This window comes from Gallicola sp. Sow4_E12 (genome assembly GCF_052116305.1).
GTDB lineage: Bacteria > Bacillota > Clostridia > Tissierellales > Peptoniphilaceae > JBQKLI01.
Window position 1 is genome coordinate 1 of sequence record NZ_JBQKLI010000024.1, and the last position, 23902, is coordinate 23902.

19 protein-coding genes and 2 other annotated features are annotated in these 23902 nt (G+C 39.0%); of the genes, 13 read left to right on the plus strand and 6 right to left on the minus strand.

Annotation, left to right across the window (positions count from 1 at the left end; translation table 11 throughout):
* Positions 1-139 precede the first annotated feature (139 nt).
* The 3 genes from ACTQ46_RS10150 to ACTQ46_RS10160 are packed head-to-tail and all read right to left on the minus strand — an operon-like array spanning position 140 to position 4937.
* Positions 140-1906: a bifunctional homocysteine S-methyltransferase/methylenetetrahydrofolate reductase gene (locus tag ACTQ46_RS10150; RefSeq protein ID WP_441749561.1), complete on the minus strand. Its 1767-nt coding sequence runs from the start codon at positions 1904-1906 to the stop codon at positions 140-142.
* Positions 1907-1915: 9 nt separating this feature from the next.
* Positions 1916-4276, minus strand: a complete 2361-nt coding sequence (locus ACTQ46_RS10155) for a homocysteine S-methyltransferase family protein (protein WP_441749563.1) — start codon at positions 4274-4276, stop codon at positions 1916-1918.
* Positions 4266-4937: a methionine synthase gene (locus ACTQ46_RS10160; protein WP_441749565.1), complete on the minus strand. Its 672-nt coding sequence runs from the start codon at positions 4935-4937 to the stop codon at positions 4266-4268. The genes ACTQ46_RS10155 and ACTQ46_RS10160 overlap by 11 nt, the downstream gene beginning before the upstream one ends.
* Positions 4938-5089: 152 nt before the next feature.
* Between ACTQ46_RS10160 and yfcE the strand changes: the two genes are divergently transcribed.
* On the plus strand, positions 5090-5599 hold the full coding sequence (gene yfcE / locus ACTQ46_RS10165; protein WP_441749567.1) for a phosphodiesterase: 510 nt from the start codon (positions 5090-5092) through the stop codon (positions 5597-5599).
* A 513-nt stretch (positions 5600-6112) separates the two neighbouring features.
* On the opposite strand, the gene ACTQ46_RS10170 is transcribed toward yfcE, so the two are convergent.
* A complete protein-coding gene (locus tag ACTQ46_RS10170) occupies positions 6113-7936 on the minus strand; it encodes an ABC transporter ATP-binding protein (protein WP_441749569.1) in 1824 nt (607 codons plus the stop codon).
* The gene (locus tag ACTQ46_RS10175) at positions 7933-9657 is read right to left on the minus strand and encodes an ABC transporter ATP-binding protein (protein WP_441749571.1); all 1725 of its coding nucleotides are present in this window, start codon (positions 9655-9657) and stop codon (positions 7933-7935) included. The genes ACTQ46_RS10170 and ACTQ46_RS10175 overlap by 4 nt, the downstream gene beginning before the upstream one ends.
* A gap of 369 nt (positions 9658-10026) precedes the next feature.
* Between ACTQ46_RS10175 and mutY the strand changes: the two genes are divergently transcribed.
* From mutY to ACTQ46_RS10195, 4 genes are read left to right on the plus strand one after another with little or no spacing between them, the layout of a single operon-like run.
* The gene (mutY, locus tag ACTQ46_RS10180) at positions 10027-11088 is read left to right on the plus strand and encodes an A/G-specific adenine glycosylase (RefSeq protein ID WP_441749573.1); all 1062 of its coding nucleotides are present in this window, start codon (positions 10027-10029) and stop codon (positions 11086-11088) included.
* Positions 11088-11633 (plus strand): NUDIX hydrolase, encoded by a 546-nt coding sequence (locus ACTQ46_RS10185; RefSeq protein ID WP_441749575.1) that lies wholly within the window; start codon positions 11088-11090, stop codon positions 11631-11633. Before mutY ends, ACTQ46_RS10185 begins: the two co-directional genes overlap by 1 nt.
* A gap of 19 nt (positions 11634-11652) precedes the next feature.
* Entirely contained in the window at positions 11653-12375 is a 723-nt protein-coding gene (locus ACTQ46_RS10190) for an MBL fold metallo-hydrolase (protein ID WP_441749577.1), read from the plus strand.
* A gap of 3 nt (positions 12376-12378) precedes the next feature.
* Positions 12379-13299, plus strand: coding sequence for an alpha/beta hydrolase (locus ACTQ46_RS10195; RefSeq protein WP_441749579.1), 921 nt, complete (start codon positions 12379-12381; stop codon positions 13297-13299).
* Between the two features lie 140 nt (positions 13300-13439).
* On the opposite strand, the gene ACTQ46_RS10200 is transcribed toward ACTQ46_RS10195, so the two are convergent.
* Positions 13440-13691, minus strand: a complete 252-nt coding sequence (locus tag ACTQ46_RS10200; RefSeq protein ID WP_441749581.1) for a GlsB/YeaQ/YmgE family stress response membrane protein — start codon at positions 13689-13691, stop codon at positions 13440-13442.
* A gap of 284 nt (positions 13692-13975) precedes the next feature.
* On the opposite strand from ACTQ46_RS10200, the gene ACTQ46_RS10205 reads away from it, so the two are divergent.
* The 8 genes from ACTQ46_RS10205 to ACTQ46_RS10240 all read left to right on the plus strand — a co-directional run.
* Positions 13976-14884 carry a Ppx/GppA phosphatase family protein gene (locus ACTQ46_RS10205; RefSeq protein ID WP_441749583.1) on the plus strand — a complete coding sequence of 303 codons (909 nt, stop codon included), beginning with the start codon at positions 13976-13978 and terminating at the stop codon, positions 14882-14884.
* On the plus strand, positions 14884-17145 hold the full coding sequence (gene ppk1, locus ACTQ46_RS10210; RefSeq protein WP_441749585.1) for a polyphosphate kinase 1: 2262 nt from the start codon (positions 14884-14886) through the stop codon (positions 17143-17145). The genes ACTQ46_RS10205 and ppk1 overlap by 1 nt, the downstream gene beginning before the upstream one ends.
* Before the next feature lie 45 nt (positions 17146-17190).
* Positions 17191-17392 (plus strand) — a binding site (T-box leader).
* A gap of 23 nt (positions 17393-17415) precedes the next feature.
* Positions 17416-17621 (plus strand) — a binding site (T-box leader).
* 45 nt (positions 17622-17666) lie between these two features.
* Positions 17667-19199, plus strand: coding sequence for a 2-isopropylmalate synthase (locus ACTQ46_RS10215; protein ID WP_441749587.1), 1533 nt, complete (start codon positions 17667-17669; stop codon positions 19197-19199).
* A 3-nt stretch (positions 19200-19202) separates the two neighbouring features.
* On the plus strand, positions 19203-20000 hold the full coding sequence (locus ACTQ46_RS10220) for an ABC transporter ATP-binding protein (RefSeq protein WP_441749588.1): 798 nt from the start codon (positions 19203-19205) through the stop codon (positions 19998-20000).
* Between the two features lie 319 nt (positions 20001-20319).
* Positions 20320-21585 (plus strand): sugar ABC transporter substrate-binding protein, encoded by a 1266-nt coding sequence (locus ACTQ46_RS10225; RefSeq protein WP_441749590.1) that lies wholly within the window; start codon positions 20320-20322, stop codon positions 21583-21585.
* 48 nt (positions 21586-21633) lie between these two features.
* A complete protein-coding gene (locus ACTQ46_RS10230; RefSeq protein WP_441749592.1) occupies positions 21634-22488 on the plus strand; it encodes a carbohydrate ABC transporter permease in 855 nt (284 codons plus the stop codon).
* A complete protein-coding gene (locus ACTQ46_RS10235) occupies positions 22488-23330 on the plus strand; it encodes a carbohydrate ABC transporter permease (protein WP_441749594.1) in 843 nt (280 codons plus the stop codon). The genes ACTQ46_RS10230 and ACTQ46_RS10235 overlap by 1 nt, the downstream gene beginning before the upstream one ends.
* 218 nt (positions 23331-23548) lie before the next feature.
* Positions 23549-23902 (plus strand): transposase (locus ACTQ46_RS10240; RefSeq protein WP_441749596.1); only part of this gene is annotated, 354 nt, incomplete at its 3' end.

Consider the following 23902-nt stretch of genomic DNA (forward strand, 5'->3'; position numbering starts at 1 on the left):
TCTGCAAGAAAATGATGAGTTTAGATCTTACTATCAAATTCCTGCAAATGAACCTCTAGAATTAGTTGAAATATTGTAAAAGAAATCCGTCAACTACCTTGACACCCATCGTCTATCACTCTTCCACTCTTCACTCTTTTTAATCTCTATTCTTTCTTTTCTTTATTATTTCCCCTATAATATCAACTCTATTAAAAGGTGTGATCAAGTAGAATCCGTCGATAGAGTCTTCTATTTTTTCCATAAACTCTAAGGAGAGGCTTACGGCTCTTTTTGAGGCTTCTTCTTTTGAAAGGGTTTTGTATTCTTCGATGATATAATCATCTACGGTGATTCCGGAGATTTCTTCGTCCATAAATACAGCATTTCTATGGCTTACGATGGGCATAATACCGCCCATAATTTTTCCGTCTAGATAGTTTTTGGCAATCTTGATGTTTTCTACTGCTTGTTCCGAGAGACAAGGCTGTGTAAAGAACATATTTGCTCCGTGGGCTTCTTTTTTCATAGCTCTTTTAAGCTCTAGTCTGAAGTTTGGGGAGTTGATATTTAAGGCTCCTGCCACATTCATTTTGTTGGTGAAAAGATCTTGATTTAATTCGTCGATATATTTTGTCAAAAGGGCGGAGTTGAAGTTGAAGACAGACTTGATTTCGTCTTTTTCTGCTGTAGGAATCGGATCTCCCGTAACAATGATCAGGTTTAAGATATCTTCCACATTCAGTCCTAGTAAGAGTGCTTTCGTAGCGTTCAGGTTTCGGTCTCTGCAGGTAAGGTGGACGATGGGATCGATGCCGATTTCATTTTTCACTTTATAAGCCATTAGCGAACTGTCGACTCTCGCTCTTCCTACAGGGCAGTCGGCGATAGTGATAGCATCAGCGCCTCCTTCTTTTAACTTCTTAACATTTTTCATATATTCGGATATTTCGATAGAAGCAGGAGGGTCGTATTCTACGCAGATGATTTTTTCGCCGCTGTTGATTTTCTTTAGGATCATATTATCCGCTACGTCGGACTTTAAGCGTTCGGATGGTTTTTTGCTGGTAATCCGAACTTCTTGGGTTTGTCTGCTTTCCACAGTAGTGCTCAGTCTCGAAATATATTCCGGTGTCGTTCCGCAGCAGCCTCCAAGGATAGTAAAACCATAATCCATAAAATCCGCCACGGTATTTCCAAAATAGGAAGGGCTGTTGCTGTAATAAGTTCTGTTGTTGATCACAGAAGGGTACCCGGCATTCGGGCTGATAAACATGGTTTTCGCAGGCAGTTTAATGGACTTGATATATTCCAAAAGGTGAAAAGGTCCAGCGATACAGTTAAGACCTGTGGCATCTACGCTTTCTAATGCGTTCATGTTTTCGAGAAGTGTTATTCCACGGTCTCCAGAGCGTGTAAAGCCGTCGGGATTGATGGCGAAGGAAGTGATAATATAACTGTCCGGCACTTGTGATTTTATATATTCTGTAAGCTCTTTTAAATAAAGATCTCTTGAAAATGTTTCGAAGAGAAAATATTTTAATCCCTTAGCTATAAAAAGATCTATAATCTTTTTATATTCTTCCAAGATCCCGTCTTCTGCATTTTCTACAATGGGTCCGATATCAGCGAAAATATAGGCATCTTGTCCTTCTACAGCTTCCATAGCGATGTCGCAGCCGGAGTTTATGATTTGTTCTAAGGTATCATCATTGCAGTTTAGATATCTTTTATTCGCACCGAAGGTGTTTGTTTTGATTCCTTTGCAGCCGGACTGCAGATATTCTTTGTGAATGGAAAGGACGGTATCTTTGTCGAAGATGTTTCCCATTTCACAAGCGGGCAAGGCCAGCTTTGACTTTGTTCTATAATAAGTTCCCATGGCTCCGTCAAAAACAATGGGAAAGTCTAATTCAAATTTATTCAACGATTTCTCCTATTCTTTAAATACATCTCGTGCCGCCATAACGCTGGCATTAGCATCTTTGCAATAGTATTCCGCTCCGATTTTCATCGCATAGTCTTCTGTTAATACAGCTCCTCCAACCATAATTTTGCAAGGATGGCCTGTTTTGCGGATGGCGTTTATCGTTTCTTCCATAGAGACTAAGGTTGTCGTCATAAGGGCGCTTAGTCCTACCAGTTCTACTTTGTTTTCAACAACGGCATCCACTACGGTTTGAACCGGTACATCTCTGCCTAAGTCGATCATGTTGTAGCCGTAGTTTTCAAGAATGACTTTTACGATATTTTTTCCGATATCATGGATATCTCCTTTTACAGTCGCTACGACAATAGTACCCTTTGAAATGCTGGCATCGCCTTTTTCAGCGATAACTCCTTTTATGACTTCAAAAGCTTCTTGGGATGCAGTTGCGGCTTTTATCAGCTGAGGAAGGAAGATCACGCCTTTTTCGTAATTTTTGCCGACTTCGTCTAGTGCCGGGATAAGAAGAGTATCTATGATTTCGATTTCGGATTTTGTTTCTAAAAGTTCTAGTGTCATCGCTTTGACATCGTCTTTTAATCCTTTTGCGATGGCTTCACCGATCGTCATTTTAGCGCCGGCTGCTTTTTTCTTTTCTTCTTTCGGTCCCTGATCGATAAAGCGGGCGATATAGTCTTCGGAGTCGATATCGTTTAGATTCAGTACTCGGAAGGCTGCTATGGCATCCATCATAATATCTTTGTTCGGATTGATAATCGGAAGATCAAGTCCCGCCTGCATCGCTTGAACTAAGAAGTTTTCATTGATCAGTTCTCTGTTGGGAAGACCGAAGGAAATATTTGAAACGCCTAGAACAAGTTTAAGACCCAGTTTTTCTTTTACAAGGCGCATGGCTTTTAAGGTTTCTCTGGCAGAGCTTTGTTCTGCTGAAACGGTTAAGGTTAAACAGTCGATAAAGACATCTTCTTTGGGAATGCCGTATTTTTCTGCTTCCTTGAGGATCTTTTCAGCGATAGCAAAACGTCCTTCACCCGTAGCGGGGATTCCGTTTTCGTCTAAGGTAAGACCCACTACACAAGCTCCGTATTTTTTCACGAAAGGCAGGATGCTGTCCATAGACTCCTGTTCTCCGTTGACAGAGTTTAAAATCGGTTTTCCGTTATAGATTCGAAGTCCGGATTCGATGGCGCCTCTGTTGGAACTGTCTATTTGAAGAGGGACATCTACCACAGACTGAAGGGCTTTTACCGTTTTAATCATAAAAGAAGGTTCGTCGATCTCGGGAAGTCCTACGTTTACATCGAGAATTGGCGCTCCCGCATCTACCTGTTCTACAGCCTGACCGATGATATAGTCCATTTCGTTGTTGATAAGGGCTTGTTTGAATCGTTTCTTTCCGGTAGGGTTGATTCTTTCGCCGATAACACGAACGTCGTTGATCGGTACAAACTGAGTAGGTGTACAGACTGCAGCTTGCAGAACAGGGATCTCTCTTTTTAATGAAGTGCCTTCCACTTCGGCGATCATTTCTTTGATATATTCCGGTGTAGTTCCGCAGCAGCCTCCAAGGATTTGAACGCCCAGTTCTGCAATTTTCTTCATGGCAATGGCGAAGTCTTTTGGTCCTAAAAGATATTCGTTTGTTACAGGATCCGGAAGACCGGCATTCGCTTTTACAATCAAAGGAAGTCTTGTATTTTTTGATAATCGTTCAATAATCGGATACAGCTCGATAGGGCCTAGGGAACAGTTTACTCCGATGGCATCTGCTCCAAGCCCTTCTACAGTTCGTCCGAAGGACTCGATAGAACAGCCCGTAAAGGTTCTTTGATTCTCTTCGAAGGACATCGTTACAAATAATGGAAGGTCGCAGTTTTCTTTTACAGCTAAAATAGCCGCTTTTACTTCATAAAGATCTGTCATTGTTTCGAGAACGACAAGATCCGCAAGGTCCTTTCCTGCAAGAACCTGTTCTTTTATAATATCGTAAGCTTCTTCGAAACTTAAAACTCCGCTAGGCTCCATCATTTCGCCGATAGGACCGATATCAAGAGCGACTTTTGCAGAAGTTCCTTCAGCTGCTTTCTTCGCATTTTTTAAGGCAGCCTGAATCATTTCTTCGATAGAATAACCTGCATCGCTCATTTTGTGGCGGTTGCAGCCGAAGGTGTTGGAATAGACGATATCGCTTCCCATTTCGATAAAAGTACGATGAATTTTTACGATCTCTTCAGGTTCAGTGATATTTAATACTTCAGGCTTTTCGCCAAGCTGAAGGAGGGACTGCTGTAATGTCGTTCCCATTCCTCCGTCAAGATAATAGAATTTGTTTTCTAAATTAATTGCCACAATGTTCTCCTGCCTTTCTATAAATACAATCTTTAAACATTCTGCAGTTTTCACAGCCTGCAGATCTTTTTTTCTGAGGTTTGTCTGCAATGCCGATAATCGCTGTCACAGACTTTCTAGGGATCATAAGATCCGTTGAGGATAGATTCACTCCTATATTTTTTGATAAGTTTAAGATTTTGCTAAAGTCTCTCTGAAAGGATAAAGGCATATCGCCATATCCTGGAGAAAAGCGGTCAGTCAGATAAAAGCCTTTTTTACGGTATTCAACAATAAGGTCTTTATTAATCTCATTGCAGACAGCTTCTATCGCTGCACTGGCGCAGCTGTCTAAGACGATGGATTTTGAAAGATCTCTAAACTCTGTCATATGAATAAGCCGATCGATGGAAAGGCCTAAGGTAGCGCCCATTAAGATAACGCTTTTACAGTCTTTTAACAGGACTTTAATATCTTCGCCTGGAAGGGTAAAGTTTGTTCCTTTGAGTGCTGTTCCCTCTAATTCGAAGACAGAATAGGTGTATTTTGCAGTGGATTTTTCGCTTACTTCATCAAGGGAAGCGTCAATCAACGCATCAATTTCCGGAGGGATTTCCGACCCTTGATAGTTAAGATATTTTAAGACTTCGTTTCGGTTTATATTTTTTACTTCTATATTCATAGTCTACCTCTATTGTTTACATATTATTATATCACAGTGCTTGATTAAAGCCTCACCTATAAAAGAAATAGGAGAAGTCTTCAATTAATTATAGATGAATAGTCTAGAAAATTAAAGTATCTTGGGTATATAAAATAGCGAGGAGGGATTCTATGAAAATTGGATTTATAAGCGACACTCATGGAGATTATGATCAAACGCTAAAAGCGCTTGAGGTTTTGAAAGACTGCGACAAGGTCTATCATTTAGGAGACGTATTATATCACGGTCCTAGAAACGACCTGCCGAAAGGATATAATCCGAAAAAACTGGCAGAAGTGTTAAAGGGGCTTGATTATATCACATATATTAAAGGAAACTGCGACAGCGATGTAGATGAAATGGTTATGGAGAAGGATCTTCAACAGAAAAAACGAGTAGAAAATATAGATGGAAAACTATTTTTAATGGTCCACGGCTATGAAGAAACTCTAGAAGATAGAATAAAAGAAGCAAAAGAACTGGGAGCAGAGGCGATTGTCACAGGTCATACCCATATAAAAGTATTAGAAGAAAAAGAGGGCATTACCCTTTTAAACCCGGGAAGCCCTTCCATTCCAAAGGACGGCTCAGCCTCTGTCGCTACCTATGAAGATGGAGTGTTTAAGCTTGTGGAGATTTAGCTTAGGCGTGCTGCCTTCGTCACACAGGCCCTAAAAGAAAGAGTGAGAGAGTGGAAGAGTGAAAGAGTGGAGTTGTGGTAGGAAAATGAAAAGTGCGTTCATTTTTCTGTGTAAGATAGAAGGCGGATTTTTTGAAGGAGAGAGGGAAGAGAGGGATTGGAAGAGTAAGATAAAAAAAGAAATAAGTTTTTATTTCTTCTGCAATTTCTCTTTTTTCTTTTTCACTCCAAAGATATAATATTCTCTGCCTTGGGGCTAGTAGAATGTTTGCTTTAGAGAAAGGACTGGGTCCGATATATGCATTGATCGGGAAGCTAGGGTTTTTTATTGCATTCTTTTATGTAATAAAGAACTTAAAGGGCAAACACTAAAAAAATATGTAATTATTTATATTAAAAAAGAGACGAATGCTATAAGTGTTTCGTCTCCTTTTTTGTTTTTTCAATCTGTATTTTTATCTTGTCGCCTAGGTGCCGTTAGTCAGCCTGCCTAGTAACTAGGTTGCAAAGCAGATTATTTTAACTCAATCTGTCCTGTATTAAGGGCGTAGTAGCGTCCTCGTTGTTTCATCAGGTCGTCATGATCGCCTCGTTCTATGATCTCTCCGTTTTCCATGACCATGATGGCGTTGGAGTTTCTAACGGTGGAGAGTCTATGGGCGATTACGAAGGTTGTCCTTCCTTCCATAAGTTTTTCCATTCCTTCTTGGATGAGTTTTTCAGTTCTTGTATCGACAGAAGAAGTGGCTTCATCGAGAATGATAATAGTCGGATCTGCTACAGCAGCTCTTGCGATAGAAAGAAGCTGTCTTTCCCCTTGTGAAAGGTTTTGCCCGTCGGTGATGAGCTCTGTATCATAGCCTTTTGGAAGATGTTTGATAAAGTAATGGGCGTTGGCGATTTTTGCTGCTTCAACGATTTCTTCATCTGTAGCATCCAATTTTCCGTAACGAATATTATCTCTTACTGTTCCTTTGAAAAGGTGGACATCTTGAAGTACTATACTCATCGTGCTTCGAAGGTCCGTTTTATTGATTTTCTGAATGTCGATTTCATCGTAAAGGATTAATCCCTCATCGATTTCGTAGAAGCGGTTGATGAGATTTGTAATGGTTGTTTTTCCAGCTCCTGTAGAACCGACAAAGGCGATTCTTTGTCCCGGTTTTGCGAAAAGGCTTATATTTTTCAAGATTTGTTTTCCTGGGACATAGCTGAAGTTTACATTTTTGAACTCGATATGTCCTGTAACGGGAACTTTTTTGTCCTTGTTTTTGCCGAGGGGAAGACACCATAATTTTTTGTCCTGATCCTCTGGATCGTCGCAGATTCTTACAACGCCTTCATCTGTTTCAGGTGTTTCGTCCATGATCTTAAAGATTCTTTCCGCTCCTGCGATAGCAGCGAAAAGGGTATTAAGCTGGTTTGAGAACATTGTTATAGGCTGAGAAACAGTTCTTGTATACTGAAGAAAGGCTGCTATATTTCCTACAGTAAGTCTTCCGCTGATAACCATAAGGGCGCCTACTATAGCTGTTATAGCATACTGCATATAAGAAAGATTTCCCATAATCGGCATCAGCATAACTCCGTAAGCTGAGGCTTTCGAAGCGGCTTCTCGAAGCTCTTCATTTCGATTTGTAAAATCATCGATAGCTCTATCTTCATAATTAAATACTTTTACAACTTTTTGACCGCTCATCATCTCTTCTACATAACCGTTCATAGAAGCTACCTGTACCTGCTGCGCTCTGAAGTATTTTGAACTTTTGCTTCCGATAAAGCGGATGATAAAGAACATAAAGACTAATGTAGCGATAGCGATCAGGGTAAGAATTGGACTTAAAAGGAACATCATAGTGAATGATCCTACAACGGTGAAGAAGGCCATGACGAATTGGGCAGCTGATTGTTCCAGTGCCATGTTCAGCATATCCACATCGTTTGTATAAGTACTCATTAAATCGCCATGAGAATTTGTGTCGAAAAAGGAAATAGGAAGAGACTCCATCTTATCGAACAAGTCGTGGCGGATTTTGTGTACGGTTGTCTGAGCAAGTCTTGCCATGAGACGATAGCCTATATACTGGGTAACAGCTAGGAGAATAACAAGAATGATCATAATCCGAAGATAGCCGAAGAAATCGCCGGAAAATCCCGCATCGGAAATGCTGTCGATAATAGGGCTGATGATGGCGTTCGCTCCAGTCTGGCATAGGGTGCTGATAATAAGAGCGAGGAGGCCGATAAAAAACATGGCTTTGTTGTATTTGAAATAGCTGAATAATCTTTTCAGTGTTTTCACTGGATTATCCGGTCTTAAGTTTTTTTGTTCTTTCATTCTCCAATCACTCCTTTCTGCTGAGATTCATAGATTTCTTTATAAATACAGCTTGAGTTCAGAAGTTCTTCATGTGTACCGATAGACTCGATTTTTCCTTCATTCATTACAATAATGCGGTCAGCACTTTGTATAGAGGAGATCCTCTGAGCAATCAGAATTGTAGTTACTCCTTCTAAGACTTCGTGGAAAGTTCTTTGTATTTGAAGATCTGTTCCCACGTCTACTGCTGAGGTGGAGTCGTCAAGAATGATAATTTTTGGTCTTTTCATCAAGGCTCTTGCAATGGTCAGTCTCTGTTTTTGACCGCCGGAGAAGTTGGAGCCTCCTTGTTCAACTCGTTTGTCTAATGCTAGATCATCTTTCGATACAAATTCCCAAGCCTGAGCTTCTTTTAAAGCTTGAATAATCTCTTCGTCTGTTGCGTCTTCTTTTCCCCACTTCATATTATCTCGAATGGTTCCGGAGAAAAGGACGTTTTTTTGAAGGACATAAGCGACTTGATCTCTTAGGCTTTCTACATCATAAGACTTCACATCGCATCGGCCGACTTTTAGTGTTCCGCTGCTGACATCGTATAGACGGGGAATAAGCTGTACTAAAGTAGATTTCGAAGAACCTGTACTTCCTATGATTCCAATAACTTCCCCTGATTTTATTTTTAGATTGATGTCGTGAAGTGTCTTCTCACGGCTTCCAGGATAGCAGAAATAGACGTTTTCGAACTCGATGGATCCGTCTTCCAGCTGGTGAACCGGGCTTGCAGGAGAGGTGATTTCGGACTCCACAGATAATACTTCTTCTATACGCTTTGCAGAAGCTTGCCCTCTCATAAACTGCATGAAGAAGATGGAAAGCATCATAATAGCCATAAGTACTTGGGTAATATAAGCGATAAAGGAAATCAGTTCTCCTTTTCCCATGCTGCCAGCGGTTATCTGAAGTCCGCCGATCCATAGTACGGCGATGATAGTTGAAAAGATAGTGACGGTAATTACCGGCATGAAAGCGACGATGATCGTTACGGCACGAAGGGCGGTATCTCTCAACTCGTCGTTTCCTTTTTTGAATTTCGCTTCTTCAAAGTCCTCCCGGTTAAAAGATTTTACAACTCGGATACCGGTTAGATTTTCTTGAGTGATACTGTTGACAGCATCTACTTTTTTCTGTAAAAGTTCAAACAAAGGTCTTGCTTTTCCAAGGATTATAACTAATATAATAGTTAATAGGGGCAATGAAACTAAAAAGACCCTAGCCAGTTCTCTATTAATATTAAAGGCCATAATTAAGGCAAAGACCATCATAAAAGGTGCCCGGATGGCCATACGAAGGGACATCATCGTTGTCATTCCCACAGTGTTGGCATCGGTAGTCAGACGTGTGATCAACGAGGACACGGAGAATTGGTCAAGATTTGCGAAGGAAAAGGTCTGTATTTTTTCAAAAGAGGCTTTTCTTATTTCAGCAGCAAATCCATAGCCTGCGATAGCACCGTAATGGGCACTCATAATTCCGATGATCATTCCCACAAGGGCGATGGCAATCATAATACCGCCGGTTCGTGTAATGTAGCTTACATCTCTTGTCATGATCCCTACGTCGACGATAAGACTCATTAAATAAGGTATTAATATATCCGAAGAAAGTTCCAATACCATAAATAAGGGACAGAGTATGGCAAATTTTCTGTATTTGCGCATATAAGGCAATAAAGTTTTCAATAAATCTCCTCCTTTTTTATAATCTAATTAGGAACATAGAGATCATAGTTCAATAAAATCAAAGAAAGCATCTCTCTGCCGGAAGACCCTGATGGTTAAGGGAAGATTCTTCACTGCAGGAAATGCCGGAATATCATTAAGCATTATGCGGTTTTATTAAGATTCTCTATGTTTCATTTCAATACTTATAGTATTCTATGACAACAGAAATTATATGTCAATAGAGGAGAATATTGCAGTTTAAAGAATTAAATAGGCAGGGAGAAAAAAACTGGAAGATGATAGAAAGTCTGGAAAAAGTGTATATTCAGGTTGTGAAAATAATTTTCATTATTTGATATAATAGAAAAATGATAGGAGATGAATCCATTGACAGAATTTTCAAAAGATTTATTACAATATTATGATAAATATCGGCGGGTCCTGCCTTGGAGGGAAGATCCCAAACCTTATCACGTATGGATATCGGAAATTATGCTTCAGCAGACTCGTGTAGATACAGTGATAAGCTTTTATGAGCGTTTTTTAAAAGAGCTGCCGACGGTTAAGGATCTCGCTTATGCAGAGGAAGAAAAGCTCTTAAAATTATGGCAGGGGCTTGGTTATTATTCTAGGGTGCGGAATATGAAAAAAGCAGCTCTTCAGATCATGGAAGATTTCGGCGGAAAGATTCCGGAAAGTAAAAATGAGCTGATAAAACTTTCAGGTATCGGTCCTTACACAGCTGGTGCGATAGCATCCATTGCTTTTAACAAAAAGGAAACCTGTATCGACGGGAATTTTCTTCGAGTGATGTCCCGTGTTCTAGCTCAAGGGGGAGATCCTAGGGGAAAAGGGAATTTCAAGAGAATAGAAGAAGAAACCTTTAACCGTATGGATGAAAATAGACCTGGAGATTTTAATCAGGCGATGATGGATGTAGGCGCTACGATTTGTATTCCCAACGGAATGCCAAAATGCGGAATTTGTCCCTTGTCTATCCATTGCATAGCTTTTAAAGAGGGGAATATGCTGGATTATCCGATGAAAGTAGAGAAGAAACCCCGCCGCATAGAAGACTATACTGTTTTGCTTATTCGGCAAGGCGATAAAATTCTTATCGAAAAGAGAAAGAAAAAAGGTGTTCTTCATGGATTATGGGGCTATCCCATGGTTGAGAGAGAATCTCTAGAAGATGTACTTGCAGAGTTTAAATCCCAGTACGGAGAGTTTGAGATGCGAAATTACAAAGATTCCAAACATATCTTCAGCCATATCGAGTGGAGAATGGAAAGTATAATTATAGATCTTCCACATCAAAAGGTAAGAGAATCAGAAGAAGAATATTTTGATGAAAAAGTATGGGCTTCACCAGAGGAGATCAAGAATTTATATTCAGTCCCTACAGCCTTTAAAAAATATACTGCAGATTTCTGTAAGGGAGCGTTTTAATGAATTATTTCGAAGAAATCGAATCTTTTATTCCAGATGGGGTTCAAGAAGAGGGAGATTTAAAGGTGATTAAAGAGATTCTTCAAAACATGGATGTTCGAAGACGGGATAATCCTTTGATTCATCTAACCTCTTCCGCCTTTGTGCTGAATCCCCCTAGAACAAAGACCCTTATGGTATATCATAATATATACAACTCATGGTCTTGGACTGGAGGTCATGGGGATGGAATGGAAGATATGCTGGAGGTCGCTATTAAGGAGCTGAAAGAAGAAACAGGCATAGAAAACTGCAAAATGATATCCGATAGGGCAGCGGCACTGGATATTATTACGGTTAAAAATCATATCCGCCGGGGAGAGTTTGTCAGTGCCCATCTTCATTTGAATTTTGCTTATATCATAGAAGTTTCTGAAGAGGAAGAGCTTCGAATAAAGGAAGATGAAAATAAAGATGTAGGCTGGATTCCCTTAGACAGGATTGAGGAATATGTATCGGAGGAGCACATGCTTCCGATCTATAAGAAGATTATTGGAAGACTATAATAAAAGCAGAGGATACAGAATGTCATTCATAAAGATAGAAGAGGGTATCTATTATTATCCCTTTGATGATAAATATTTGAGACCGAATCTTTTCTATATTCGGGGAGAGGGAAAAAGTCTTGCAGTAGATGCAGGCAATTCGAGAAAGCATCGTTTAGAATTTTTTGAAGAAATAAAAAAACAGGATTTAAGAGAGCCGGATATTATTGTATTGACCCACTGCCACTGGGATCATACTTTAGGGCTGGACGGATTCGAAGGACGTTCTATTTCTACAGAACAATCCAAAAATCGTTTAGCTGAGTTTCGGAATTTCTCATGGACGAAGGATTCCTTAAAGGAAATAACAAAACAGGGCTTTATGTCGAAGTTCTCCTATTTATATATGCGCAAAGTTTATCGGAATGATCCTATCCATATTCCAGATATCGGGGAGAGCTATAAGGGCAGGAAGAAACTTGATGTAGGAGGAAAAATTGTTGAGCTTATTCAGACAGAAACACCTCACTGCGAAGATTCAACGATTGTGTGGATACCGGATCAAAAAATTGTCATAATCGGAGACGGGGATTATCCTTCTTATAAAAACAATGTGGAGTTTTATGACAAAGAGAGAACTTTATCTTTTTGCAAAACAGTAGAGAGCCTTCCCTTTGAGTATTATTGCGGAAGCCATAAAAGACCTTTAAACCGAATAGATGGATTAAAACAACTAGAACTATTGAGAAAAAAAGCGGAGTAGATTATGGAAAATACATTATCGTTTCAATCGAACACAGGCGTAGGAAGGATTTCGCCGAAAGTATATGGAAGAGAAGGTCCGATTATAATTTTTCTTCACAGTATCAAGGACCACAGCGAAAGATATATTGCCTTTGCACAGGCTATGGGGAACTGTGGAATGAGAACAGTGCTCTTTGATCTTCCCGGTCATGGAAGCTGCATCGAAAAAGAAGAAGATCGCGGTTATTTTGGGGAGAAAGAAGAACTGGGATTGATAGAAGATCTTGGTGAAATTATAAAAAGGATAAAAGAAAACTATTCAGAAGAGAATATATTTTTAGCAGGCCAGGGATTTGGAGCTTCTTTGGGACGGGTGTTTTTATATCTTTTTCCCGAGGCGGTAAAGGGAGCTGTTTTTTTAGGGACTGAATCGCCGAATTTCTTAACGAGAGGAATCTTAAGGCTCAACGAAGAAGTTATCCGCGAGCATGGAGATCTTTATAGAAGCGAAAATCTAGATAATATTTTATACGATCATCATAATAAAAAGATCGAAGAACCGAGGACAGAATACGACTGGATGTCTCGAGATGAAAATGTAGTAGATCTATACATAGAGAACGAAGAAAACAGAGTTATCCCAACGGGAAACGAAGTAAAAGTGCATTATACCTTAATGAGAGAAGCGAACAGTATCAACTGGTTTTCTGAGATAGAAGATATCCCTATGTTTTTCCTTGCAGGTTCGGCAGATCCTGTAGGAGATTATGGAAAGGGGATTTTAGAAATACTAAATCGATTAAAAGAAGAGGGGAAAGTTCTTGCCGATGGTATTATTTACCGAGATGCCCGCCATGATTTATTAAATGAAATAAACCAAGAAGAAATATTTGCAGATATTCAGGAATGGATATCAGATACGATTATCAAAAATAAGGGTTAAAAGAAAGAACAGTAAAAGAAGTGTGAAAGAGGGGAGTTAAAGTAGAAACGATAGGCGTGTTTCTTATATTTTATTAAAATAAGAAAAATAACAAACAAAAAAGAACCTTGGGGAAATCCTCAAGGTTCTTTATGTGTTTACTATCTTTTTTGAACTGCTTTTACGATAGCTAATAATATGACTGCTCCAAGAATTGCAACAAGTATACTAGAAATGTTTAATCCGTCTACTCCGCCGAATCCTAGAAGATTCATAACGAAACCACCGATAAATGCTCCGATGATACCTACAATAATATTAGCAATAGCGCCCATTTGTGCGTTTTTGCCCATAATCATACTTGCGATCCATCCTGCAAGTGCTCCTACAATAATCCAAGAAATAATACCCATAATCAAATCTCCTTTCAATTTCATTTTTTATTCAACAATTAATAAGAATAATTGCTTACGACTCATATATACCCGACAGAATTGATTTAAACCAAAATTACTAAAAAATTTTTAAGTTTATATAAAATAATTACTATATTACAAGATGATTCATTGAGTAGATAAAGGATATTGTTTGTTAATATTAATTTTAGGAAAACTTTGCATGCATTTAACAGAAGGGCTTTAATATAAGGAAAATATTTCAAAGTTTGGGTATTATAATGATAACAGGAGGTGTTTTTATGATACATTCAGTTATCGATATCGGATCAAACAGTATACGCTTGTCTGTTTATAAGATCAAAAAAGCAGATGTAGTGAATCTTTTTAATGATAAAATTATGGCTGGTTTAGGAGCCCATATTTCAAAAGGACAGTTAACAGAGAAAGGGATACAGCGTCTTATAGAGGCCTTAAAGCATCACAAGGGGATTGTGGATAATTTCGATGTGATCGAGGGGGTTTCTGTTTTTGCTACGGCATCGTTGAGAAATGTCAGCAATTATACGGAAATTATTGAAAGAGTCGGATCAGAAACCGGCTATTCGATAGAACTGCTTACGGAAAAAGAAGAGGCCCTTTATTCTTTTATGGGCGCGACCCACAGCCATGAGGCAAGAAGGGGAGTACTTACGGATATCGGCGGTGGCAGCACTGAAATCGTCTATTTTAAGAAAAAGAAAATCAGTTTTTTATCCAGTGCAAACATCGGTTCTTTAAATCTCTATCATAAATTTGTAGAGAGATTGATTCCAACGAAAACGGAACGAAAAAAGATGGAAAAATATATCAATAAAAAGCTGGATAAACTTGATCTGCCGAAAAAAGACGAGGAGATTCTTTGTATCGTCGGCGGAACAGGAAGAGCGGCATTAAAACTATATAATGAAATCTATGAGAAGGATAGTCAAAACAGAGTCATGGAAAGCGAAAAACTGTGTCTTTTGTTAGACCGTTTTGAAGAGATGAAAATCAGAGACATTATGAATGAATTATTAGAAATAAAACCAGAGCGGATTCATACCCTGGTGCCGGGAATGATTATACTCAATCAAGTACGTTTAAGATGCCGTACTCCATGGATCCTTGTCAGCGAAACGGGAGTGCGAGAAGGATATATTTATTATAATTTTACGAGGAGGGTTAAGTAATGCGAGGTGGTCATGATACGAGTTTTACTCAGAACAGAGAACTCTCTTGGCTGAATTTTAATGAAAGGGTTTTAGAAGAGGCGGATGATCCTTTAGTAAAACCCTTGGAAAAACTGAAATTCATCGAGATATTCGACAGCAATCTTACAGAATTTTTTATGATTCGCGTAGGTTCTTTATATGATTTGACGTTAGAAGAGATGGAAATAATCGACAATAAAACCAATATGAATCAAAGAGAGCAGATTGAAGCGATCATGACCCGCCTGCGTCCCCTGTATGAGAAAAAAGATCTTTATTATAATAATCTGCTGCAGGAGTTAAAAGAATTTGGTATTCATATTTTAGATCCCAAGGAATTAACAGAGGAAGAATATAAAGAGATCGAAGATTATTTCGATAATTTTATCACGCCGATTCTCTCTCCTCAAATAGTGGACAGTTTTCACCCTTTTCCTCATTTAGTCAACAAAGATCTCTATGTTGTGCTGAGAATGAGAAGAATATACGGTCCGGAAGTTTCGAAAAAGCTGCAAAAGAACGATATTACATACGAGAAGAAAGATTTTATAGGGATCATTACGGTTCCAAATGTTCTGCCTAGTTTTTACACTTTATCTTCTGGAGAGACTCGTTTTATTCTAACTGAAAAAATTGTTCATGAGTTTGCTTCTAAAATCTTCGAGCATTATGAAGTGAAAGCGGAGAGCATTATCCGAGTAACTCGGAATGGAGATGTGAAGTCGGATGATGTAGATTTTGACTTCGATACGGATTACAAAGAGCTCATGACAGAGCTGATCAAAAAAAGAAACCGCCTTCAGCCTGTTCGGTTAGAGGTACAAGGGTCTTTAGACAAGTCGCTGCAGAAATATTTACTAAATGAACTGGAGCTGAAACAAAGAAATCTCTTTATCTGCGAGAGTCCGTTAGCGATGGGATTTGCTTATGGAATGATCGATGCCATTCCTTCCGAAATTTCGGCGCCTTTGCTGAATTCGCCATTTAAACCTCAACCTTCCATAATGGTTGATCCTAGAAAAAGAGTTATGGATCAGGTTAAAGAAAAAGATCTATTTCTATCTTATCCATATGAATCCATGGAGCCGATGATCCGTCTTCTTAGAGAGGCAGCAGAAGATCCGGAGGTTGTATCGATTAAAATTACGATCTACCGTTTAGCCAATCATTCTCAAATAGCGGAGCAGCTGGCTTATGCAGCAGAAAACGGAAAAGAAGTTACGGCTCTTATGGAGCTTAAGGCACGATTTGATGAAGAAAATAATATCGAATGGTCTACCTATCTAGAAGAAGCGGGATGCAAGATATTGTATGGCTTCGGAGAATATAAAGTGCATTCAAAGATCTGCCTGATTACAAAATATACAGATAGAGGATACGAATATATTACACAAGTAGCTACCGGGAACTATAACGAAAAGACAGCGAAGCTTTATACGGATTTCTGCATGATGACAACACATGAGGGCATTGCAAAAGATGCGGTGAAGTTTTTTAATAATATGGCCATTGGAGAGCTTCAGGGAGAGTATGAGCATATCATGGTTTCGCCGTATTCTATGAATATAGGATTGGAAAAACTCATTGATGAAGAGATTCAGAAAGTAAAACAGGGCAGACGAGGTTTAATCCGTCTAAAGTTAAATTCAATCTCGGACCGAAAGACAATGGAGAAACTCAGCGAAGCCTCCCAAGCAGGTGTGGAAATCAAAATGATCGTACGAGGGATCTGCTGTCTTCTTACCCACATCAAGGATCGTACAGAAAATATCAGTATTATGTCTATTGTAGGAAGGTATTTAGAACATCATAGAATCTATTGTTTTGGAGAAGATAATGAGGCGAAAATTTATATTTCCTCTGCGGATTTTATGACTAGAAATCTTAGAAGAAGGCTTGAGATTGCCTGTCCGATATACGACGAAGATATTAAAAGAGAGATTATCCATATTATGAATATTATGTTTGCTGATAATCTAAAGGGACGCCAGATCAATGCAGAAGGATTCTTCGAGGCAAACATCGGCGATCCGGAACAGAAAATAGAATCACAGAAAGTGTTAATGCTTGAAGCTATCGAAAAGGCAAAGAAAGCTGAAGTTTTAAGAAAGGCTGAGGAGAGAGATCGGGAGAAAGCTCCTATTTACAGCCATGGCAAGGAGAAGAGTTCTTATGAATCAATGTCCAAAGAGCCGAAAAAAGGCTTTATTGCTTTTTTAAAAAGACTATTTAAATTTTAATCTTTACATTTAAAACAGTAAATGGTATTATTACTATTAATACGACTAAAACCTTATGAAAAAGCACGACGATGAAAGACTGTAGAGAGCAGATGGCTGGTGAAAATCTGTGTTGGAAATCGAAGTTACTCCTTTTCTGGGGGTCTGTCTGAATCAAGTAGGACAGAACGGCAGTACCGTTAAAACATTTGAGTGGCATTATTTATAATGCAATTTAGGTGGTAACACGACTTTAAGCGTCCTAAAAGGGGACGCTTTTTTTATTACAATTTAATATCTGCAATAGAGAAGAGCTGATTTTACGAAGTCTTTACAGAGAGCCGTTATAATGGTGAAAAACGGCAGCCGGGAGAAAATCATACTAACTTTTCTGTACTTATTTTGAAAGTAGTAGGAATAAGGGTTTCCCGCCTTAAGGGGTTGAGAGGTCTTATATAAGACAAACAGTGTGGTACCGCGAAGAATTCGTCCCTGTATTTACAGGGGCATTATTTTTTTATTGAAACAGGAGGATGAAGTAGATGATTAAAATTTTTGACACAACATTAAGAGACGGAGAACAATCTCCAGGATGCAGTATGAACCTTAATGAAAAATTGCAGATGGCAAGACAATTGGAAAGAATGAATGTAGATATTATAGAGGCGGGTTTTGCTATTTCTTCGAAAGGAGATTTCGAAGCCGTCAACGAAGTGGCGAAAACGATAAAGAATGCCGAGATCGTGTCTTTAGCCCGTTGTGTACAGAAGGATATCGATGCAGCATGGGAAGCGGTGAAAGTTGCAAATCATCCAAAAATCCATATCTTTATGGCAACAAGTCCTATCCATATGCAGTATAAATTAAAAATGTCGGAAAAAGAAGTGATGAAACGTTCTATCGAAGCGATAAAATACTGCAAGAGTTTTTGTCCTGAGATAGAGTTTTCCTGTGAAGATGCTACACGTTCCGAACTTCCCTTCCTTTACAGAATTATAGAAGAAGCGATAAAGGCAGGAGCGACTACGATCAATATTCCGGATACTGTAGGATACGCTGATCCTATAGAATATTATAATTTCATCAAGTCGATTCGAGAAAACACGCCAGGTATTGAGAATGTGGATATTTCCGTTCACTGCCATGATGATTTGGGGATGGCCGTTGCAAACTCTTTAGCAGCAGTAAGAGCAGGGGCGACACAAGTGGAATGTACCGTCAACGGTATCGGAGAACGAGCGGGAAACTGTGCGATGGAAGAAGTAGTTATGGCTCTTAAAACCCGTTACGATATTTATGAGCAGGATACCAACGTAATCACTACTGAAATTATGCGTTCTTCTCAATTATTACAGACGATTACAGGGGTTAAGATCCAGCCGCATAAAGCAATCGTAGGAGCGAATGCCTTTGCCCACGAGTCTGGAATTCATCAGCATGGAGTTCTTGCAAACAAAGAAACATACGAAATCATGACACCGGAGTCTGTTGGATTAAACGAGAACAATATGGTTTTAGGAAAACACTCTGGAAAACATGCATTAAAATCAAGATTAGAGCAGTTGGGATACAAAAGCACAGAAGAAGAATTGGCAAGTATTTTTGATAAGTTCAAAGACTTGGCAGATCAGAAGAAAACAGTATACGATCAAGACCTTGAAGCTTTGATTATCGGCGATATGTCGAATGCGGAAGAAGGATATGCATTAGTAGATTATTCTACTTCTACAAGTGATGGAAAAGAATCGAAAACTATTATTAAAGTGAAGAAAGAGGAAGAGGTCATTGAAGAGGTCGGCTCAGGAAAAGGACCGATCGATGCAGCCTTCGACAGCTTAAATAAAATCTTCGGAAAAGGCGTTGTTCTTTGCGATTTTAATATCCACTCTGTAACAAGCGGAAAAGATGCCTTGGGAGAAACGGTATTGAAATTAGAAAAAGACGGAGCGGCTTTCACAGGAAAGGGTATCGATAACGATATTATCAAGTCTTCTATATTAGCTTATATCAATGCTATCAACAATATGGACTATTTCATTGAAAGAAGACAAAGCGGAATCAAACAAGGTTATTAATCTATGAGAGAAGAGATAATCGGTTTTGAAGAGATAACCTTTCGAAGAGACGGAAAGAAAATATTAAAAGGCGTAAACTGGACAGTTCATCAAGGAGAAAACTGGGCATTGTTGGGACTGAATGGAAGCGGGAAATCTACTTTACTAGGAATGATTCCCGCCTACACCTATCCCAGTTCAGGAGAAGTACGGGTTTTCGGCCATACTTATGGAAAATACGAATGGCAGAAGGTAAAGGCGAGAGTCGGATTTGTATCTTCTACAATGAATGAATTCAGCCAAACCTTAAATTATCAAACAGTTCAAAGAATTGTGTTAAGCGGAAAGTTCAGCTCTATAGGTTTATACGATGAAGTAACAGAAGAGGATCGGTTCAAAGCAGATAAAATCATCGAAGATTTTGGTATAAACAGGATCCGGGAGTCAAAATATCATTTATGCTCTCAAGGGGAACAAAGAAGATCCTTAATTGCCAGAGCCTTTATGAATGAACCGGATCTAATGGTATTAGATGAACCTTGTTCCGGATTAGATCTAAGTGCGAGAGAAGAACTTTTAAAAACCCTCAACGATAATTATAAAAAAAGCCATGCGCCATTAATTTATGTCACTCATAATATAGAAGAAATTATCCCGGCTATCACCCATGTAGCTATTATGGAAGATGGACAGATTTTAAGAAAAGGGAAAAAAGAAGAGGTTTTAAAAGACGAAATTCTTTCCGAAATCTATAAACAGCAGGTTGCTGTAGAATGGCAGTACGGACGGCCTTGGATTAAGGTTTCATGGGATAAGGGATAGGCGGGATCCCCTGAGGGGCCTAGGCGGGCTTGCCGTCGCAACTCAGACGACAGGCCTAACGGCGGTCAGGCTCTAGGCAGTACAGTTCTCGCTATCGCTCTTTAAAAAAACGAGAGACGATATTAAAGTTATGCTGATCCTTGTTTTCCGCTAGTCGCAAAGCGATTCTGCCTAGGGGCCGAAGGCATCCTGCCTGGGTTGCTTTAGCAATCCCGTCTATCCCTTCCCGCATTGCAAAATTCTGCATATTGCCGGGGTTATTTTGTCATGATATTATTTATATATTATAAACCTTTAGAATAAGGGAAAGGAGTACTATATGAAAAAAAGAATAATCGGTTTGATGCTGGCGTTTGTTTTGGTCCTTACTGCCTGCGGTCAGACGGCTCAGAATGAATCTCAGCCGGCTAAAGAGAATACAAGCACAACAGAGGGAAAAGAGATTACGTTTATGATTCCGGACTGGGGTGCACCGCCTCAAGAAATGCTGGATGAGTTCAAGGAAGAATCTGGTATTACTGTAAATGTGGAAACTGTATCTTGGGATGATATTCGAAACAAGGTTTCAATTGCTGCAGGAGGAAAGACAGCTCCTGCTGATGTGTTTGAAGTAGACTGGTCATGGGTTGGCGAATTTTCAGCAGCTGGGTGGCTGGCACCTCTTACATTAGATGAAGAAAACAAAGCGGACTTTAAAGGAATCGACACCTTTACTTATGATGGAAATGTAGTTGCTCTTCCTTATGCGAATGATTTTAGAACAGGTTACTATAACACAGAAATGTATGAAAAAGCTGGTTTAACAGAGCCTTCTACTTGGGATGAGGTAGCAGAAAACAGCAAGAAGATTAAAGAGCAGGGCATTGCAGAGTATCCTTATGCTATTCCTCTAGGAGCAGAAGAAAATGCGACAACATCGCTTTTATGGCTTACGTTTATAAGAGATGGAGTTGTCTTTAATGAAGATAATACTTTAAATAAAGAGAATGTTATGCGTTCTCTTGAGTTTATGAATAGCATGGTAAAAGACGGACTGGTCGATCCTGCAAATGCTTCTGGATCTGGTATGGACAGCTATCGGAAAATAACAGACGGTTCCACTTCCTTTATGGTAGGACCTTCTTCCTTTGCAAGCCGTGTAAATGATCCAAAAGAATCATCTGTAGTTGGAAAAGTTCAGCCGATAGTTCCGCCGGGATCTGATTCAAAAGCGAAACAAACGATGGCTTTAAATGAAGGAATAGGTGTTTCTGCTTATTCTGAGAATAAAGAAGCAGCGCAAAAATTCGTAGAATGGTATACGTCTGAGGCGACACAAGAAAAACTATATGCTGCAAATAACACCATTCCTACAAGAACAAGTACTCTTACAAAACTTGTTGAGAATGATACCATTAAAAATGGCAAAGTTTTACTTGAAACAGCAGAACTTGTTAAGACAGTATTTCCAAATGGAGTACCGAAATATTATACTGAAATGAGTACAGCAATTTTTAATGCGGTTAACAAAATGGCTTTAGGGGAACTAACTCCACAACAGGCCTTTGAAGAAATGAATGGGAAAGTAACTGAACTTGCAAAATAAAAAATGACTCGGGAAACCGAGTCATTTTTTAACGAAAGGAGAGTATAAATGAAGAAGAAACAATATGGGATGCTCTTTTTTCTGCCTGTAATTCTTATAATATCTGTTTTCGTATATCTGCCCATAGGCAGTACATTTTTCTATAGTTTATACAATTTAAAATTAACGGAACCGGAAAATACGGAATTTATAGGACTGGAAAATTATGTGAAAGTATTTCAAGATCCGAAGTTTTTGGATTCATTGTTTAATACGTTCTATATCCTTCTTTGGGTTTTGGCGATAACGTTGATAGTGAGTTTTTTCTTAGCTATTGTACTGAATAAGAAGACAAAATTAAGTCCTTTGCTCACAGCTGCTGCGATTATTCCATGGGCGCTGCCTCCAGTAGTAAACGGAATTGTATGGCGCTTTATTTTTTATCCCGGTTATGGTTTATTGAATAAACTGCTTATGATATTCAGCGTTATAGATCGGCCCCTGGATTTTACAAGAGGACGTTTTTCGACACTGATTATTGTAGCTATAATTGTTTCATGGAGAGTGATTCCTTTTTGCGCCATTATCTTCTTGTCGAATTTCCAATCGATTAATCCCGGGATTTACGAGGCTGCAGAGGTAGATGGGGCAGGTGTGTTTGACCGATTGTGGAAAATCACATTACCCTTATCCCTGCCGGCAATGGGGGTAGTTGTTACCCATATTATTATCTCATCCATGAATGTGTTTGATGAAATTGTAGTTCTAATCGGTTATCGGGATATGGGGCAGAGTCTAAGTATCTATAATTATAGTGAAACATTTTCTTTTTTGAACTTCGGGTATGGCAGTGCTATTTCCTATATTATAATGATGTTGACAGCAGTCGTCGGGTATTTTTATATTAAGGAGAGACAAGTGTAATGAAAAAGACTCTAGTTAAAATGTCAGAATGGTTGTTTGTAATTTTATTTATCGCTATGACAGTGATTCCTATTGCCTGGTGTTTTATAATGAGCATCAGTCCGGAAAATGAAATGCTTAAAAACACAGTAAACTTATTTCCAAGTGCTCCGACGCTAGACAATTATAGATCTCTTTTATTTGAAAATACAAGTTTTCAGACAGCCTTTTTAAAAGGACTGGAAAATTCCTTGACAGCAGTACTCCTTACTGAGATTTTAATCATTCCGATAGCAGTATGCGGAGGTTATGCTTTATCCAGATTTCGATTCTGGGGAAGAAGGGGATTTCGAATAGGATTATTGATAACGATGGTAATTCCTGTTTTTGCAACGATTATTCCGATCTATAAAATGTTTACAGAGCTGGGTTTCTTGGATAATATGTTTTGGCTTTGTGTGATCTATGTATCCGCATTTCTTCCAATGATTATCTGGCTTGTGAGCAATTATCTTGCTTCTTTTCCAAAAGAAATCGAGGAAGCTGCCGCAATCGACGGATGCAGTCCTGTTCAAATTCTATTAAAAATCGTATTGCCTTCTTCTCTGCCGATTATACTGGCGATACTTCTTATTGTGTTTTTAATGACATGGGGTCAATTCCAAATTCCCTTAATAATAGCCTCATCTAAAGCAACAAAGCCTTTAAGCATAGTCATACAAGAGTTTACCGCAAAAGACAGCGTATTCTACGGTTTAATGGCAGCTGGAGGTATTATATCCATACTCCCCCCTGCAATAGCAGCAATATTCTTTAGAAAGTATCTGGTATTAGGAATGAGCTCCGGAGCGGTGAAGGAGTAGAGAAAAAGAAGTGTGTAATGTGAAAGAGGGGAGAGGGGAGTTGTAGAGGAAAAGCAGAGCTTTTCTTCTTTAGACATGGAAAACGGGAGCGCTTGCTCCTGTTTTCTTTATTTTAAACAAGAAAAATGAACGTTTTTTCCATTTTTCCTCTTTCATTCCCCACTTCCGTTAGGTGTTAGGATAGTTGAAGGATTAGAAATAAAAAAGGAGACAAAATAATGGACAAAACTTCTGAATTAATTCAAATCCAAAAGCGACCTTCCACCACTCGATATTCCTCTTCCTTTAAACTCGCTGCTATCGATAAGCTACTCGTTAATCCTCATAAGCCGATGTCTGAAGTGGCTAAGGAAATGAATGTGGACCGCACGACCTTGTGGCATTGGTATGACGATTACAAACGCCAAATACTAAGCATCCAAGCTGAAGAGATCCATCCGTTCTTGTCGAAAGAAGAAGTAACTTGGGTAACCGAAACGATCGGGGCCTCTAAAAAAGATAAGATTCGATACTGCAGACATTATGGTATCCCTTATCAAAAACTGTTACAATGGACAGAACTATACAAAGAC

What these genes read in the sequence shown, in the direction of transcription:
- yfcE (WP_441749567.1), top strand. Translation starts at nt 5,090, where the DNA reads ATGAAAATTGGATTTATAAGCGACACTCATGGAGATTATGATCAAACG.
- ppk1 (WP_441749585.1), top strand. Translation starts at nt 14,884, where the DNA reads ATGCGAGGTGGTCATGATACGAGTTTTACTCAGAACAGAGAACTCTCT.
- ACTQ46_RS10225 (WP_441749590.1), top strand. Translation starts at nt 20,320, where the DNA reads ATGAAAAAAAGAATAATCGGTTTGATGCTGGCGTTTGTTTTGGTCCTT.
- ACTQ46_RS10160 (WP_441749565.1), bottom strand. Translation starts at nt 4,937, where the DNA reads ATGAATATAGAAGTAAAAAATATAAACCGAAACGAAGTCTTAAAATAT.
- ACTQ46_RS10170 (WP_441749569.1), bottom strand. Translation starts at nt 7,936, where the DNA reads ATGAAAGAACAAAAAAACTTAAGACCGGATAATCCAGTGAAAACACTG.
- ACTQ46_RS10185 (WP_441749575.1), top strand. Translation starts at nt 11,088, where the DNA reads ATGAATTATTTCGAAGAAATCGAATCTTTTATTCCAGATGGGGTTCAA.
- ACTQ46_RS10235 (WP_441749594.1), top strand. Translation starts at nt 22,488, where the DNA reads ATGAAAAAGACTCTAGTTAAAATGTCAGAATGGTTGTTTGTAATTTTA.
- ACTQ46_RS10220 (WP_441749588.1), top strand. Translation starts at nt 19,203, where the DNA reads ATGAGAGAAGAGATAATCGGTTTTGAAGAGATAACCTTTCGAAGAGAC.
- ACTQ46_RS10190 (WP_441749577.1), top strand. Translation starts at nt 11,653, where the DNA reads ATGTCATTCATAAAGATAGAAGAGGGTATCTATTATTATCCCTTTGAT.
- ACTQ46_RS10215 (WP_441749587.1), top strand. Translation starts at nt 17,667, where the DNA reads ATGATTAAAATTTTTGACACAACATTAAGAGACGGAGAACAATCTCCA.
- ACTQ46_RS10205 (WP_441749583.1), top strand. Translation starts at nt 13,976, where the DNA reads ATGATACATTCAGTTATCGATATCGGATCAAACAGTATACGCTTGTCT.
- ACTQ46_RS10230 (WP_441749592.1), top strand. Translation starts at nt 21,634, where the DNA reads ATGAAGAAGAAACAATATGGGATGCTCTTTTTTCTGCCTGTAATTCTT.
- ACTQ46_RS10195 (WP_441749579.1), top strand. Translation starts at nt 12,379, where the DNA reads ATGGAAAATACATTATCGTTTCAATCGAACACAGGCGTAGGAAGGATT.
- ACTQ46_RS10200 (WP_441749581.1), bottom strand. Translation starts at nt 13,691, where the DNA reads ATGGGTATTATTTCTTGGATTATTGTAGGAGCACTTGCAGGATGGATC.